Source organism: Glutamicibacter sp. TV12E (genome assembly GCF_052441935.1).
GTDB lineage: Bacteria > Actinomycetota > Actinomycetes > Actinomycetales > Micrococcaceae > Glutamicibacter.
Genome location: NZ_JBQVVF010000001.1, coordinates 2,645,461 through 2,660,713 on the forward strand (window position 1 = coordinate 2,645,461; position 15,253 = coordinate 2,660,713).

The 15,253-nt window shown below is 60.6% G+C and carries 11 protein-coding genes; 6 read left to right on the top strand and 5 right to left on the bottom strand.

Annotated features, from left to right (window positions below):
- Position 1 precedes the first annotated feature (1 nt).
- The 3 genes from ACT7DV_RS12500 to hemL are packed head-to-tail and all read left to right on the top strand — an operon-like array spanning position 2 to position 3,137.
- The gene (locus ACT7DV_RS12500; RefSeq protein WP_444662960.1) at positions 2-820 is read left to right on the top strand and encodes a uroporphyrinogen-III synthase; all 819 of its coding nucleotides are present in this window, start codon (positions 2-4) and stop codon (positions 818-820) included.
- Positions 821-840: 20 nt separating this feature from the next.
- The gene (hemB, locus tag ACT7DV_RS12505) at positions 841-1,824 is read left to right on the top strand and encodes a porphobilinogen synthase (RefSeq protein ID WP_444662962.1); all 984 of its coding nucleotides are present in this window, start codon (positions 841-843) and stop codon (positions 1,822-1,824) included.
- Positions 1,825-1,829: 5 nt separating this feature from the next.
- Entirely contained in the window at positions 1,830-3,137 is a 1,308-nt protein-coding gene (gene hemL / locus ACT7DV_RS12510; RefSeq protein ID WP_060702037.1) for a glutamate-1-semialdehyde 2,1-aminomutase, read from the top strand.
- Positions 3,138-3,307: 170 nt separating this feature from the next.
- Here hemL and ACT7DV_RS12515 read toward each other — a convergent pair whose 3' ends face one another.
- The 4 genes from ACT7DV_RS12515 to ACT7DV_RS12530 form a co-directional block, all read right to left on the bottom strand.
- Positions 3,308-4,156, bottom strand: coding sequence for a MetQ/NlpA family ABC transporter substrate-binding protein (locus ACT7DV_RS12515; RefSeq protein WP_444662964.1), 849 nt, complete (start codon positions 4,154-4,156; stop codon positions 3,308-3,310).
- A 112-nt stretch (positions 4,157-4,268) separates the two neighbouring features.
- Positions 4,269-4,934: a methionine ABC transporter permease gene (locus tag ACT7DV_RS12520; protein ID WP_060702035.1), complete on the bottom strand. Its 666-nt coding sequence runs from the start codon at positions 4,932-4,934 to the stop codon at positions 4,269-4,271.
- A 3-nt stretch (positions 4,935-4,937) separates the two neighbouring features.
- Positions 4,938-5,930 carry a methionine ABC transporter ATP-binding protein gene (locus tag ACT7DV_RS12525; RefSeq protein ID WP_444662966.1) on the bottom strand — a complete coding sequence of 331 codons (993 nt, stop codon included), beginning with the start codon at positions 5,928-5,930 and terminating at the stop codon, positions 4,938-4,940.
- A 245-nt stretch (positions 5,931-6,175) separates the two neighbouring features.
- Positions 6,176-6,859 (bottom strand): 3'-5' exonuclease, encoded by a 684-nt coding sequence (locus tag ACT7DV_RS12530; RefSeq protein ID WP_444662968.1) that lies wholly within the window; start codon positions 6,857-6,859, stop codon positions 6,176-6,178.
- 88 nt (positions 6,860-6,947) lie between these two features.
- On the opposite strand from ACT7DV_RS12530, the gene ACT7DV_RS12535 reads away from it, so the two are divergent.
- Genes ACT7DV_RS12535 through ACT7DV_RS12545 form a run of 3 tightly spaced genes read left to right on the top strand, consistent with a single transcriptional unit; the run spans position 6,948 to position 13,857 of the window.
- Positions 6,948-7,337, top strand: coding sequence for an MGMT family protein (locus ACT7DV_RS12535; protein ID WP_444662970.1), 390 nt, complete (start codon positions 6,948-6,950; stop codon positions 7,335-7,337).
- A gap of 2 nt (positions 7,338-7,339) precedes the next feature.
- Entirely contained in the window at positions 7,340-10,546 is a 3,207-nt protein-coding gene (locus tag ACT7DV_RS12540) for an ATP-dependent helicase (RefSeq protein ID WP_444662971.1), read from the top strand.
- Positions 10,543-13,857 carry an ATP-dependent helicase gene (locus ACT7DV_RS12545; RefSeq protein ID WP_444662973.1) on the top strand — a complete coding sequence of 1,105 codons (3,315 nt, stop codon included), beginning with the start codon at positions 10,543-10,545 and terminating at the stop codon, positions 13,855-13,857. The genes ACT7DV_RS12540 and ACT7DV_RS12545 overlap by 4 nt, the downstream gene beginning before the upstream one ends.
- 31 nt (positions 13,858-13,888) lie before the next feature.
- Here ACT7DV_RS12545 and ACT7DV_RS12550 read toward each other — a convergent pair whose 3' ends face one another.
- Positions 13,889-15,244 (bottom strand): phosphotransferase, encoded by a 1,356-nt coding sequence (locus tag ACT7DV_RS12550; protein ID WP_444662975.1) that lies wholly within the window; start codon positions 15,242-15,244, stop codon positions 13,889-13,891.
- Positions 15,245-15,253: the final 9 nt, after the last annotated feature.

The window sequence follows — 15,253 nt, forward strand, 5'->3', positions numbered from 1 at the left end:
CATGGCCTATCAAGCATTGATCCTGCGCAACCCGGCGCGAGCCGAGGCCACCGTGCAGGAGTTCGACAAGCTGGGCATCACCTCGTGGTGTGCCCAGCTGATCGAAACCATCTGGCCGCGGGACCGCAAGGCCCTGGATAGTATGGCAAGCCGTCTTGTCGATGGGCAGTACTCGTGGCTGGTGCTGACCTCGGTGAGCACCGTGCAGGTGCTCGGGCAGTTGCTGGCCGGACGGCCTCTGCCACCGCAGTTGCGCATCGCCTCGGTAGGTGAAAAAACCAGCCAGGCCATTGCCGCCACGCTGGGCCGGAAGGCCGATATCCAGCCGCAGCTGCAATCGGCTGCCGGAATGCTGCAACAGTGGCATCCCGAGCCGGGCGCGCGCATTTGCTATCCGCATGGCGACCTGGCCAGCTCCGCCTTGGCTGCCGGACTGGCTGGGCAGCCGGTCACGGTGGACGAAGTGATCGCCTATCAGAATGTCAATGCCCCCGCATCCGGCACTGTGCTCGATGGCGCCACGGCCAAGGGGGCGATGAACATCCTGCCGCCCGGGGCTATTGGTGGGAAACTGGTTGAGATGGACCTGATCGTCTTCTCGGCGCCCAGCGTGGCCCGGCGCTTTACCCAGCTGGCCGGCGACCGGCTGCCGCCCAGGGTGCACACCATCGCGATCGGTGCGCCCACTGCCAAGGCCATGGCAGAAGCAGGGCTGCCGGTCCATGCGATCGCCGCAGAACCAACTCCGCAGGGCCTGGCCCGCGAGGCCAAGGATTTGCTTCAGCTCGACGGCGTTGCCGCAGCTGAAGAGACCAAGTAGTCACGAGAGAAAGAAGAGCCATGGGTTTCCCCCAGCATCGACCACGCCGGTTGCGGCAGAATCCAGCTATCCGCCGCCTGGTCGCAGAAAATGAGCTGTCGGCACGCCAGCTGATCCTTCCCGCCTTCGTGCGCGAGGGGCTGAGCCGGCCCAACGAGATCACCTCCATGCCAGGGGTCTTCCAGCACTCCGTGGACTCGCTCAAGGCCGCTGCCAACGATGCTGCGCAACGCGGCCTGGGCGGCATCATGCTCTTTGGCATTCCCGAGGAACGCGACGAAACCGGTTCCGCCGGCCTGGACCCGCAAGGCATCTTGAACCAGGGGATCAAAGCCGTGCGCGAAGAAGTCGGCGATGAACTGGTCGTCATGTCCGACGTGTGCCTGGACGAATTCACCTCCCACGGGCACTGCGGCGTGCTCGATGCCCACGGCGCCGTGGATAACGATGCGACCCTGGAAATCTACGGCCAGATGGCCGTGGCCCAGGCTGAAGCCGGAGCCCACATGCTCGGCCCCTCGGGCATGATGGATGGCCAGATCGGTGTCATCCGCCAGGCACTGGATGCCGCAGGACGCCAGGACGTTTCGCTGCTGGCCTACAGCGCCAAGTACGCCAGCGCGTTCTACGGCCCATTCCGCGAAGCCGTGGACTCCCAGCTGCAGGGGGACCGCCGGACCTACCAGATGGATGCGGCCAACCGCAGCGAAGCGGTGATCGAAGCCGAATTGGATATTTCCGAGGGCGCCGACATGATCATGGTGAAGCCAGCAATGAGCTACCTGGACATCGTGCGGGACATCGCCGAGTTCTCCCCGGTACCGGTGTCCGCCTACCAGATTTCCGGCGAGTACTCGATGATCGAAGCAGCCAGCGCCAACGGCTGGATTGACCGCAGGTCCTCCGTTCTTGAATCCCTGTTGTCCATCAAGCGGGCCGGTGCCCAGCAAATCCTCACATACTACGCAGCCGAAGTTGCCGGTTGGCTCAAGGAAGGTAAGTAAGACTGATGTCGAACTCTGAACAGCTCTTTGCCGAGGCCCGCGAGGTCATGCCCGGCGGCGTTAACTCCCCGGTACGCGCCTTCGGTTCTGTCGGCGGCGTTCCGCCATTCATGGTGGGGGCCAAGGGCGCGTACCTGACCGATGCTGACGGCAAGGAATATGTCGATCTGGTCTGCTCCTGGGGTCCGGCGCTGCTGGGCCACGCCCACCCGGAAATCCAGGCTGCCGTGCATGCCGCGGTAGATCGCGGCCTGTCCTTCGGAGCTTCCACCCCGGATGAGGCCAAGCTCGGCCAGCTGATCAAATCCCGCATGGGCGGGGTGGATCGAGTCCGCATGGTCTCCACCGGTACCGAAGCCACCATGACCGCTGTGCGCTTGGCTCGCGGCTACACCGGCCGCGACCTGATCATCAAGTTCTCCGGCTGCTACCACGGCCACCTTGATGGGCTGCTGGCTGATGCCGGTTCGGGTGTTGCCACCCTGGCATTGCCTGGATCTGCAGGCGTCACCGCGGCCACGGCTGCCGAGACCTTGGTGCTGCCGTACAACGACCGTGCAGCCATCGAGGCCGCCTTCGCCGAGCATGGCGCCAACATTGCCGCAGTGATCACCGAGTCGGCCCCATGCAACATGGGCGTAGTCACTCCGGAAGAGGGCTTCAACAAGTTCTTGAAGGAGACCACCAGCAAGCACGGCGCGCTGCTGATCCTCGATGAGGTGCTCACCGGCTTCCGTGCATCATCCTCCGGCTACTGGGGCCTGACCGGCAAGGTCGAGGACTGGACCGCAGATTTGTACACCTTCGGCAAGGTGATTGGCGGCGGACTGCCAACGGCTGCCCTGGGCGGCCGCGCAGAGGTCATGGATTATTTGGCGCCACTGGGCCCGGTTTACCAGGCCGGTACCCTGTCCGGCAACCCGGTAGCGATGGCTGCCGGTATCGCTCAGCTGACCCATGCTACCGAAGACGTCTACGCCCACTTGGGGAAGCAGTCCGAGGCATTGCAGGCAGCGATCACCGAGTCCTTCAACGCAGCCGGCCTTGACCACTCCATCCAGCGTGCTGGCACCTTGTTCTCGGTGGCCTTTGGCACCTCTGCGAAGGGCGTGCACAACTACGCCGATGCGCAGGCGCAGGAAGGGTTCCGCTACGCTCCGTTCTTCCACTCCATGCTTGACTCCGGCATCTACCTGCCGCCGAGCGTATTCGAGGCATGGTTCGTCTCTGCAGCGCACGATGATGCCGCGATGGAGAAGATCTTCGCCGCACTGCCTGCAGCCGCCAAGGCCGCAGCTGCTGCCAAGGCCTAAGCGCCATATAGCGACCGGGGGCGGTGGGCGCCAACTGATTTTGGTGCCCACCGCCCCTGGTTTTTATGCCTTGCATCCACCGATGTACAGCGCGGCGCTTAACGAAACTGCCCGAGATCCATATGGATCTCGGGCAGTTCACAGTCGTGGATCTGGGAGGACTGACTGGATTAGAACGCTGGAATGACGCTTCCGTCGGTCCAGGTCTTCTCGATGTAAGCGCGAACCTCATCCGAGTGCAGCAGCTCGTCAAGCTTCTTGATTGCTGGGCTCTCTTCGCCCTCGCGCCAGGTCAGGAAGTTGGCGTTAGGGTTGTTGTCGCCAGATTCCTGAGCCAGGATTTCGTCCTTGTTCAGCTTGGCCTGGACAATGAAATTGCCGTTGATCACGGCCACGCCGATGGAGTCGTCGCTCTTGTAGTACTGGACTACCTGCTCTGCGTTGGCATCCTTGAGCTTCAGGGACAGGGGGTTCTTTTCCTTGTCGTCCTGGACGGTGAGGATGGAATCATCGTCGGCAATGTTCTTCAGCAGGCCAGCCTGTTCCAGAACGCGCATGCCGCGGATCTGGTTCACGGGGTCGTTGTTCAGCAGAACCGTGGTGCCCTCGGAGACGTCCTTTGGATCCTTGAAGGTCTTCGAGAAGGCGGTCATTGGCTCCACGTGGATACCAGCGCCGTGGGCGAACTTGTAGCCCTTTTCCTCGGTTTCGGTCTTCAGGTAGGCCTCGGTCTGGAAGTAGTTGGCGTCCAGGGTGCCTTCATTGAGCGAGGTGTTCGGAGTGACATAGTCGTCGATTTCGACGACGTCCAGGTCGATGCCGGCATCCTTGGCCAGGTTCTCGTCGATGTAGTTCAGGATGTCGGACTGCGGGACGGGGCTGGCGCCGACCTTGATGGTGACCGGGTTTGCCGGGTCCAAAGTTGCACTGGCGTCTGCCGATGGGTCGCTGCTGCCGCAGGCGGTCAGGGCGAACGCAGTGGCGATGCCGGTGATTGCAAGTGCGAGCTTTTTGCGCATAGCTTGTCTTCCTTTGGTTTCGAGCCGTGGGGCACGGTTGCGAGTGAGGTTTGCCGTGTCATGACATATTCCACGGCTCCACCGGCAGGACCGGTGGAAATCTAGAGTTGCCCTAGCGGTGGTCGACCTTGCGGGCGATGGCATCGCCGATGATCTGGACCAGTTGCACCAATACGACAATGATGATGATCGTCGCTAGCATGATCGGCATGTTGTAGCGGGTGTAGCCGTAGGTGTAGGCCATGCGGCCCAGGCCGCCGCCGCCTACCAGGCCGGCCATGGCGGAATAGCCGATCAGCGTCACCACGGTGGTGGTAACGGCGGCGATGATGCCGGGCATGGCCTCAGGCACGAGCACCTTGCGGATGGTCTGCATCTTGGTGGAACCCATGACCAATGCCGCATCAACCTTGCCAGTGGATACATCGCGCAGTGCGGTCTCAACGAGGCGGGCAAAGAACGGGATGGTGCCGATGGTCAGCGAGACCGAGGCCGCAATGGGCCCCAGGGAGGCTCCAACCACCATCGCGGAGAACGGGATTAGGGCAACCATCAGAATGGCGAACGGTATCGAACGAGTGATGTTGACGATGATTGCTGAAAGCACGACGTTGAGCCAGCGGATGGGTGTCAGCCCGCCCTTGTCGGTGACGTGAAGCAGGATGCCCAGGATCAGGCCGATGACAACAGTGATGATTCCAGAGATGACTACCATCTGCAGAGTTTCAACTGTGGCGGTGCCCATGGCCTTGAGAACTGTTGGAGTGAAAAAATCCATGATCTACTTGGCTCCCTTCACGGTCACTGCGATTCCGGTGGAGGACAGGTGATTCACGATAGATTCCAAATCAGCGTCCGCGGTCAGTTGCAGACGCAGGTGTGCATACTGCTGCTCACCTAGTTGTTCGACGGAGCCGGCCAGGACGTTGACATCGGTGTTGAACTTGCGGGCCAAGGAGGAAATCACTGGCTCGGTTGCCTGCTGGCCTGTGTAGAGCAGATCAAGGATCGGGCCTGAGCCTTCAGCGCGGGGCGCGTCGCCAGGAAGCGGAAGCAAAGTCGAAGCCAGGCGTCCCGAAGCGTTGGTAATGACGGCTTCGATGTCGCCGTGCTCGACGATTTTGCCGCCTTCCAGCAGGGAAACGGAGTCGCAGGCCTGCTTCACCACGTGCATTTCGTGGGTGATGATCAGCACCGTGATGTTCAGGCGATCACGTAGCTTCTTGACCAGTTCAAGAATTTCGTCCGTGGTTTTCGGATCGAGAGCACTGGTTGGCTCATCGCACAGCAAAACATCCGGATCGGTGGTCAGTGCGCGGGCGATGCCAACACGTTGACGCTGACCGCCGGAAAGCTGTGAAGGGTACGCCTTGGCGAACTGTGAAAGGCCGACTAGTTCCAATAGCTCAGCGACCTTGCTGGCAACCTGGTCCTTCGGGGTGCCAACCAATTCCAACGGGTATGCAACGTTCTGCTCGGTCGTACGCGAATCAAAAAGATTAGCGTGCTGGAACACCATGCCGATGCGACGACGAGCGTTGCGCAGCTCCTCGGAGCTGACATTAGTCAGTTCTTTTCCGTTGACGGATACGGTGCCGGAAGTCGGTTGGTCAAGCAAGGTCAAGCAACGAACAAGGGTGGACTTGCCAGCCCCGGAATGTCCGACGATGCCATGAATTTTCCCGGTGGGGACTTCAAGACTGACACCATCAAGAGCAACAACATCCTTGCTGCCCTGCTGGTAGACCTTGCGCAGGTCACTAACTGTGATCACTAGGCGTGTTCCTTTAGTTCTCAAATGGGTACAGAGAGTACCCTCCATTGAACCATTATCGAACAAAATCGCCCGAATGGGTGTGAAAACCGGGTTAAAATTCTTAGCTGGGAGTCATCAAGCTGTCCAGCTCGAAGATTATTCTTCGATTTGTGACAGAACATGAACTATTGACTTCCGCAGAATCTCGCATCAGGGATCAGTCAACTTGTGATATCAGGCACAGAGCCTTGTGGGCTTGTGACTTATGCCTCCATGATCGGCCATGCGCCGTCAACAACGGCATCAGGTTTCGTTTTCCGAAGGTAAGTTTGGAAGCTTTCAGCCTGCTCGCGCGCCCAGCCGATCTGCCAGCCATGAAGTACTTGAGGATCCACCCGCAACTGCGGGTAGCGCTCTCCGATTTGCCGAGCGACGGCCACGCAGGCGATGGCATCGGCCAGGGAGGTATGCGCGTTTTCTAGAACTACGCCATAGAACTCGCACGCCGCCGCCAAGGTGCGCTTGCCTTTGCGGAACTTGTCGACCTGCTTGTCGATGATGAAAGGGTCAATGACATTGCCCGGGAAGAACGGCGGCAGGTCGTACCTGACTGCCTCATGATAGAGCACCGAAAAATCGTAGGATGCGTTAAAAGCCACGATGGGCGATTGCTCAGAAGCGAACATCAGCAGCTGCAGAATCTCTTGAACCGACTGCTTGGCCGGGGCGCCCTCTGCTCTGGCCTTCTCGGTGGAGATGCCGTGTACTGCTGTAGCCGCCTCAGGAATCTCAACTTCCGGATTGACCAGCCACTCACGGCGATTAACCACATTGCCTTGTTCGTCAAGCAGCACAACAGATGCGGTCACGATACGTGCAGTGGTGGTGTCGACGCCGGTAGTTTCCAAGTCAAAGCCAATTGCGAGGCCCTTGTGCCATTCATTCATGGGTACAACGCTACAGGCAGATCAAGATACTGCGACGGCCAGACGCGCCCGTTGTGGATCAATGCCTGCTCCTTGGCAGAATAGGACCATGACAGATGCTGCAGCGCCAAGCCAGCTCGACTACGATCAGGCCGTATATCAACTTGCCCAGCTGATTCCACCGGGTGCCGTACTCAGCTACGGCGACATCGGCGAGCTCCTGGGCAGCGGCGGACCACGCCAGGTAGGCAAAGCCATGTCGGCTGCGCCCAGCGGAACACCCTGGTGGCGCGTGTTGCGGGCCGACGGAAATATTGCTGAACCGCTCCGTCCAAGAGCCCGCGAGCACTGGGATAGCGAACAACTCGCACAACCGGGTCGACGAGTAGACATGAAGAAGCTTCGCTGGAACCCCACGCCGTCACAGTGGGAGAAAATCGATATCCTCAGGCTGTCACTGGGCAACCCCAAAATGTCCGAATTGGATGATGAACTATAACCATGGATGAAACGCGATATGAGGTACGGTCGGATTCGCAGAACATCGTGGATCAGCTTCAGACGATAAATGGCCCGGTGCTTGTTGCCGGCGCGCCAGGAACCGGCAAGACGAATGCCCTCATCAACACTGCCGTCGCGCACCTGGACGCCGGACTGGATCCGCAGTCGCTGTTGATTATTGCCCCTACACGCTTGACCGCCGCTTCCATTCGCGATGACTTGAGCCGCCGCGCCGAACGAACTTTCACCGAACCCGTCGTGCGCACCTGGTCCGCCTACGCTTTTGACCTCATCCGCCGAGCTCGCGTAGAAGGGCTCTTGCCGTTCTTGGAACGGCCGCCGCGGCTGCTGTCCGGGCCGGAGCAAGACACGCTAATCGGCAACCTGCTCGAGGGGCACGCGACGGGCCTGACCATTGGTCCACAGTGGCCCAGCGAATTGGAATTGGCTATTGAAACTCGTGGTTTTCGCAAGGAGATCCGAGAATTCTTTGACCGTGTTTCCGAGCTGGGGCTGGAACCAGCCGATATCGAGCAGCGCGGAGAAGAGGCTGCCAGGCCTGAATGGGTTGCCGCCGCCCATTTCTACCAGGAGTACCGCGACCTACTGGACCTTGGCAGCGCGGAAGCCTTTGACCCTGCCGGGCTCATTACCCGTGCCGCCGGACTGCTTGAAGAGCACCCAGAATTCCTCCACGCCGAACAGCAGCGTCTTGCCCTGGTCCTCGTTGATGATCTTCAAGAAGCGACGCTGTCACAACACCGGCTCTTGGCTCTCCTGGCCAAAGACCGGCCCTTGGTGGCTTTCGCCGCCCCGGATAGCGTGGTTCAGGGATTCAGAGGCGCTCGTACCGACGAACTGCATCGCTTCGCCCAGAATTACACGAGCACCACCGAAGCCACATTGCTTGAACTGGCCCATGGCTACCGGATGCCGCCACAGATCACCAAAGCGTGGGAACGGATCGTGCAACGAGTTCCTTTGGCCGCGGGACTGCGGGGAAGAACAATTGAGCCGCGGCAGGCGGGCAATGACGACGCATGCCTGGCACTCGCTTTTGAGAATTCAACGCTAGAAGAACGATTCATCGCCCAGCGCATCGTCCAGTTGAGCCTCTTTGAAAACCGGAGCCTTTCAGATATAGCCATTGTGGTTCGCAATGGATCGCAGGTTCGTTCCTACAGCCGATTCCTTGAAGGGCAGGGGATCGCCGTGCAAGTGCCACCGGCCGAAATCCCGCTCAAAGACGAGGGAGCCGTTCGCCCGCTGCTGGACCTTCTGGAATTGGCTTTCAACAACTCGGCGGCTGATGACCCGCTGCTGATGCAGAATCTGCTCCTATCCCGCTACGGCATGAGCACGGCACTGGAAATCCGGCGCCTGCGCCAGCTTTTGCGCCAGCATGAGGCGGCCCGAGGCGGCCGCCGCTCCAGCCAGGAACTTCTTGAAACTTGCCTGCGGGAGCCCGAGTTGGCTCAAGACCTTGGAAAGCCGGCCTTTGGGCTGCAACGCCTGCTGAAAATGTATGGCGCCCTGAATGCCGAGCTTGCCAGTGGAACTGCTACCCCCGAGACCGCGCTCTGGGCCATGTGGGAAGCCTCCGGCCGCGCCCAAGCCTGGCGCGAGGAAGCACTAGGCACCGGAACGTCTGCGCGCCGGGCCGATCATGACTTGGATGCGGTGCTCTCGCTTTTCCAAGCGGCTGAACGCTTTGTTGACCAGTTGCCAGGTGCCAGCGTGCCCCAATTCATCGAGCACATTCTGAATCAGGACTTGCCGATGGACTCCCTGGCCACTCGTGCCGCCGGCGGGCATATGGTGACCGTGCTGACCACGGCAGCTGCCGCCGGCAAGGAATGGCCCATTGTGTTCATTCCCGGTTTGCAGGAGGGATCGTGGCCAAATCTGCGCTTGCGCGGCGAACTGCTGGGCTCCAACGCGCTAGCTGACGTTGTCGAGCACGGCATCGGATTCCTGGCCACGCGCACGCCAACGCATCTGGTGCGCCAGATCAGGAACGACGAGCTGCGTAGTTTCAGCAACGCGGTGTCGCGAGCTTCCGAACAGCTGATTTGCACCGCAGTCGATAATGAAGATAGCCAGCCCTCGTCATTCCTGGATCTTGTCGATCCGCCGGGCCCCGATGGCAGGGCAACTACTGCGGTGCCGCGCATACGCTCCTTGCCAACCCTTGTGGCCCAGCTGCGCAACACCGCCGAATCAAGCAAAGCCGCCCAGCTTGGCGCCATCCCGGTTGCCGAGGGATCCGACCCCGTCGGGCAGTACCGCGACGCGGTCAATGTCCTGGCCCTGCTGGCCACGTCACAGCAACCGGTGCGCGGTGCGCATCCAGAGCAGTGGTGGGGTTTGCTCCCGTTGTCTACTACCGCACCGGTGGTTCCCGAGGATCAACCACGACGAGTTTCACCGTCAAAGGTCGAGACGCTGGTCAAGTCCCCGCTGAATTGGTTTGTGCAAAGCGCCGGCGGCACGGCCGCGCATGACTTCGCAGCGTCCCTGGGCACACTGATTCACTCCATAGCAGAAGAGCACCCTGAAGCCAGCGGTTCTGAGTACCAGCGGATCCTGGAGCAGCGCTGGCCGGAATTGGAGAAATTGGATAACTGGGAAGGGCAGCGCGACTTTGACCGGGCGACCCTGATGCTCAAGAAGTTCGCCCAATACTGCATCGCCATGAGGCAAGAAGGCCGCGAACTGGTTGCCCGCGAAATGCCCTTCCAAATCGAGGTTCCCACCCCTGATGGAACGCAGGTCCAGCTGCGAGGCATTATTGACCGAGTCGAGGCTGACGCCAACGGCAGGGTCACCGTGGTGGACCTCAAAACAGGTTCCATGGCGCCAAGCAAAAACGACACGCTGGAGCACCCCCAGCTGGGCGTCTACCAAACAGCCATCCAGCTAGGGGCGCTGCAGGAGAACCCGGACACTGCGGGACTCTCCGATCAGCCCGCCGGGGCATCGCTGGTCTACGTTGGCACCAATACCAAAAGCCCCACCATCAGGGAACAACCGTCCTTGGCTGAGGACGACTGGGCGAAAACCCTCATTCTGGAGGCTGCCAGCCTCATGGGGCATAGCGAATTCATTACCCGCCACGTTGCGGGTTCCGCGGGGATTCTGGGCAACTGCACCTTGCCGGAAATCTGCCCACTTTGCGCCGAAGGACGACAGGTCACCGAACCATGAGCAGCATCAAATACAGCCCGCAAGAACTCTCGATAGCCCTGGGCGAGAAGTTCCCGCCCACCGAGCAGCAAGCCGAGATTGTTGCTGCTCCACTCGAGCCGATGCTCGTTATTGCCGGTGCCGGCTCTGGCAAAACCAAAACCATGGCGGACAAGGTCGTCTGGCTGGTAGCCAACCAGCTGGTGCGTCCCGAGCAGATCCTCGGCGTGACCTTTACCCGCAAGGCCGCCGGGGAGCTGTCGCTGCGAATCCGGGCCAAGATCGCACAACTCGTGGCCACCGGGCTGCTGAGCGAAGAGGATACCCGCGACTTCCTCGACCCAGCGGTGTCCACCTATCACTCCTATGCCAACACCCTGGTCCAGGACCACGGGCTTCGGCTCGGCCTGGAGGAAGATAGCGCCTTGCTCGGCGCGGCCCAATCGTGGCAGCTGGGGCATTCGGTACTGGAGAAATACACGGGGGACTACCAGCACCTCAACAGCGCGAGCAGCACCCTCATCGACGCCATCGTCTCCTTCAGCTCCGAAGCATCCGAGCACCTGGCTGCTGTCCCCGAAGCGCATCAATGGATCGACGACCTGGTCCTGAAATTGCGGGCATTGCCCATGGATGCGGAGAAGGACAAGGCTCCCACGCAAGCAGCGCTGAAACTCATCGACAAGCTTGCCTCGAGGGTAACCATCGCCGAACTTGCCGAGGAATACGGGCGCGAGAAAAAGCGATTGGGAGTCATGGACTACGGCGACCTCGTCGCCCACGCCGCCAGGATCGCACAGGAAGTCCCCGCGGCCGCGCTCGCCGAACGCGCTAGCCACCAGGTGGTCTTGCTCGACGAATTCCAAGACACCTCCCATGCCCAGATGGTGTTGTTCTCCCAGCTCTACGGCCAAGGCCATCCGGTGACCGCGGTCGGGGATCCGAACCAATCGATCTACGGGTTCCGCGGGGCCAGTGCAGGCCAGCTGTTCAGGTTCCCGGAAACCTTCCCTATCGTCCGCGGCGAACAGCGCGAGATCGCCCATGTTAAGCACCTGACGATAGCCTGGCGCAATACCGTGAACGTGCTCGCCGCTGCCAACCAGATCACCGCCGGGGGAGCGGCCCATTCGGGGCCGGTCACCGTTAAGCCATTGGAACCCTCCGCCTTTGCCCAGCCGGGGCGCGTGGTGCTCAACCGCTGTGCAACGGTTCGCCAGGAAGCCGAGGCCATCGCGGACTTGATTGCCGCCGAGCAGCGGAACGATCCGCAGGCCGCGAAAACCAGTGCCGTGCTCTCGCGGAACCGCAGCCAGTTGAGCATCATGGGCGAGGTTCTTTCCGAGCGCGGCATGCGCTACCAGCTGGTGGGCCTATCCGGACTGCTGAGCACTCCGGAGGTGGCCGATCTTGTTGCTTGCCTGCACGTGCTGGTGGATCCACTTCGATCAGACAAGCTGATGCGCCTGCTCTCCGGAGCACGATGGCGCATCGGCACCGCCGATCTCGCGGCATTCGCAGACTGGTCCCGCCAGCTCGAACGGCGTCGCTCCCATGGGCTGAATTCCAAGGCCGCCGCAGTTGATGGCGGCCTTGACGCTGAAGCCGTCGAATCGGCCCGAGCAGAACTCAATGACGCAGCCAGCCTTATTGAAGCACTGGACTTCTTGCCATCCGAGGGCTGGAGCAGCTCCGATGGCCGAAGCCTGAGTGCAGAAGGCCGGCGCCGGCTTACAGCGCTCAAAGACGAGCTGGCCAGCCTGAGGCTCATGGCCAATGATGATCTGGAAACGTTGATCCGCGAAGTTGAACGGGCCATGAATCTCGATATCGAGGTTGCAGTTCGACCCTGGGTGGACCGCGATTCCTCGCGAGCCAACCTTGATGCCTTTGCCGACGTTGCCCGCGAGTATTGCCGCAACGCTCCGCGCGTTGAGCTGGCCGGCTTCCTGATGTGGCTGGAGCAAGCGGCCGAAAAGGAAAAGGGATTGCCGCTTCCCAGCGAGGATGCTGACCCAGAAGCCGTTCAGCTGCTGACTGTCCACGCTTCAAAAGGCCTGGAATGGGACACCGTCGCCGTCATGTCATTAAACGACGGGGTATTTCCTGGCTCGCAGTCCGACCGATGGACCAGCGGCGACAAGGCCCTGCCTTGGCCTTTGCGCGGTGATGCAAAAGATCTGCCACAGTGGGACACCGACCAGCCAGCGCTCAAGGAGCTCTTGGAAGCTGAATCCCTGTTCAAGGATCACGTCGAGAACCACCACATTGCCGAGGAACGCCGATTGGCGTACGTTGCGGTCACGCGTGCCAAATCGCTGCTCATCTGCAGCAGCAGCATCTGGACCGCCACGCGAAGCAAACCCACCGAAGCTTCCGAGTTCTTCTCCGCGCTGCTGCCGCTGGCCCAGGGACCTGCCGCAAAAGCTGAAATTGGAGTCTGGGTAGAGAACGACGAGGCGCCAGAGCAGAACCCCAACAGACTGACTCCTCTGGAAGCCTTGTGGCCTTACGACCCGCTGGAAGGCCCCCGGATCACCGGAGCAATCAAAAACAAGGAACTTGGGTATTCGCGACGCGCAGTGATCCAGGAAATCGCCGACGATGTGCTCAGCGCTGACCCCGGCAGCCTATCGATAACCCCCGAAGGCCAGCAATGGGCGGAAGAAGCGCACAAACTTCTCGCTCAGCGTGCCTTCCTCGGCAATCGCGAACGAGCCGTTGAAGCACCAGAACATGTGCGTGCTTCGCTGTTTGTCGAATTGGCTGAGGACCCGGTGTCGGTATTGGAGAATCTTCGCCGTCCCGTGCCAAGGCGGCCTGGACTTGCGGCTCGACGCGGCACGGCCTTCCACGCGTGGATTGAGGAATTCTACGAAAAGACCTCGATGCTGGATCTCGGCGATCTAGTTGAGCCTGCCGACAGCTATCTTGATGAAGCCTTGGACCTGGAATCAATGAAGGAAGCATTCCTGGCCAGCGAATGGGCCCAGCTGCAACCAGCCTTTGTGGAAGTTCCGTTGGAAACCCGCGTGGGCCCGGTGGCAGTGCGAGGCAGGATCGATGCAGTTTTCCAGATGGACAATGGCACATGGCTGTTGCTTGACTGGAAGACTGGACGAGTCCCTCACGGCAAGGACTTGAAGAGCAAACTTGTCCAGCTTGCGGTGTACCGGTTGGGATGGTCCCGGCTGCACTCAATTGCGCTGGAAGACATCAAGGCAGCTTTCTATTATGTTGCTGCCGGCGTGACGGTGCGTGCCGAGCACTTGTCGGATGAAGCCGAGCTGGAACAGATGATATCGACCGCCTTTGAACAGCTGGAAGGCTAAGGCTGCAGGCGCCGCAAAGTAACCTGGAGGGCTACTTTGCGGCGCCGTTCTGGTCTTCCTTGTGTTTCGCTGTGTCGGCTTCAGTCTCCGAGGCATTCGGCTTTTCTCGAGGCTTGTGCGCTGGCTGCTTTTCGCCGGACTCGATATTCGACTCGACCTTGGGCTTGGTGTCTTCTGCGCCCTTGCCTGCATGCAGAGCCGGCGAAGGCTCTACCTCATCGTCCGAGCCCTTGGCTGGCGCTCCAGGGCCCGCATCCACTGCAGATGGCGAATTGCCCGAATCCGTTGCCTGGTCCGACAATGCAGTGACCTTTGCCGTATTAATCCGGGGTGCGGTCGAACCCGTCGATGGAAGCGGGGCGGGCTTCTGCGCTACGGAAGTTTCCTTGTCCGCGTCGGCTGGCTTGGGCCCTGGTGCGTTGCTCTGCGGAGCCAGGGGACGTGGCGCCTCGACGACTGACAGAGGTTGCCCGCCGAACTCGGCAATATTGTGGTCAAGCTCTTGGAGCATCTCATCAGCTTCGGCGATGCGCTGTGGATCCTTGGAATCAAGCGACTTGACAAGCCACTGAGCCAAGGCGAATTCTGCGGCCAGTGCGGCACGGCGCATGATGTGTGGATCGGCGGCCTTGCCGCGGGCTTCAACATAGGCTTCAAAAACACGGTCCGTGAACTTCTGATCTTCGATTGACGAGAGCCAGGCAAAATCATCTGCCGGGTCGCCAACATGCAAATCGGTCCATCCCTTAACGGCAGTAATGCTAGAGTGAGAAATTTGCAGCTGCTCTTCATCGAAGTCGCCGTGCACTACGGATGCGTTAAACCGCCACAGCGCAACATCTTCCATGGCGTGCTCCCAGCGGCGCAACAGCCTGCTTGGCACCTTGCCGGTAGCCGCCGCGGTATCGAGTTCATTGAGCTTGCGCTGGCGTACTTCATCTGCGGAGTAGGTCGGCAGTCCGGCCACTTCCACAGCTTCATCTGGGATCTGGTGAATGGCCGCCATGCACTGGCCCAGCGCCTTGGCCAAGTTGCTGCCCTCGTCGACAAGTTCATCCAAGGAAGGAACGTGTCCAGGCATGTCCTTGTAAACGAAGGTACGCAGTGAGCCCTGGCGGACAGTTCCCGCTACCGAAGGAAGGGCAAATGGCAGCGAGGCCCGCACTTTGGCCGAGAAGGCGCGGAGGGCGGAAAGCTCCGCTTCCAATCGCATGCTTGCCTCATCGTGCCGCGGCGAGCGAACACGCCACCGGTGCTTGAGGGCGTCGACAATTAGTGCTGAATCAAAATCTTCTGCGTCGTCTGACAATGCCGCAAAACCAACCGGAGCTAATCCGGGTACGGCGGCGGTGGCAATTGCGGCGAGTTCCATGGCAGAGCGTTTCACATGTTCCAC

Excerpts from the sequence above, each read along its gene's own strand:
- ACT7DV_RS12500 (WP_444662960.1), top strand. The coding sequence starts at position 2 with ATGGCCTATCAAGCATTGATCCTGCGCAACCCGGCGCGAGCCGAGGCC.
- hemB (WP_444662962.1), top strand. The coding sequence starts at position 841 with ATGGGTTTCCCCCAGCATCGACCACGCCGGTTGCGGCAGAATCCAGCT.
- hemL (WP_060702037.1), top strand. The coding sequence starts at position 1,830 with ATGTCGAACTCTGAACAGCTCTTTGCCGAGGCCCGCGAGGTCATGCCC.
- ACT7DV_RS12515 (WP_444662964.1), bottom strand. The coding sequence starts at position 4,156 with ATGCGCAAAAAGCTCGCACTTGCAATCACCGGCATCGCCACTGCGTTC.
- ACT7DV_RS12520 (WP_060702035.1), bottom strand. The coding sequence starts at position 4,934 with ATGGATTTTTTCACTCCAACAGTTCTCAAGGCCATGGGCACCGCCACA.
- ACT7DV_RS12530 (WP_444662968.1), bottom strand. The coding sequence starts at position 6,859 with ATGAATGAATGGCACAAGGGCCTCGCAATTGGCTTTGACTTGGAAACT.
- ACT7DV_RS12535 (WP_444662970.1), top strand. The coding sequence starts at position 6,948 with ATGACAGATGCTGCAGCGCCAAGCCAGCTCGACTACGATCAGGCCGTA.
- ACT7DV_RS12540 (WP_444662971.1), top strand. The coding sequence starts at position 7,340 with ATGGATGAAACGCGATATGAGGTACGGTCGGATTCGCAGAACATCGTG.
- ACT7DV_RS12545 (WP_444662973.1), top strand. The coding sequence starts at position 10,543 with ATGAGCAGCATCAAATACAGCCCGCAAGAACTCTCGATAGCCCTGGGC.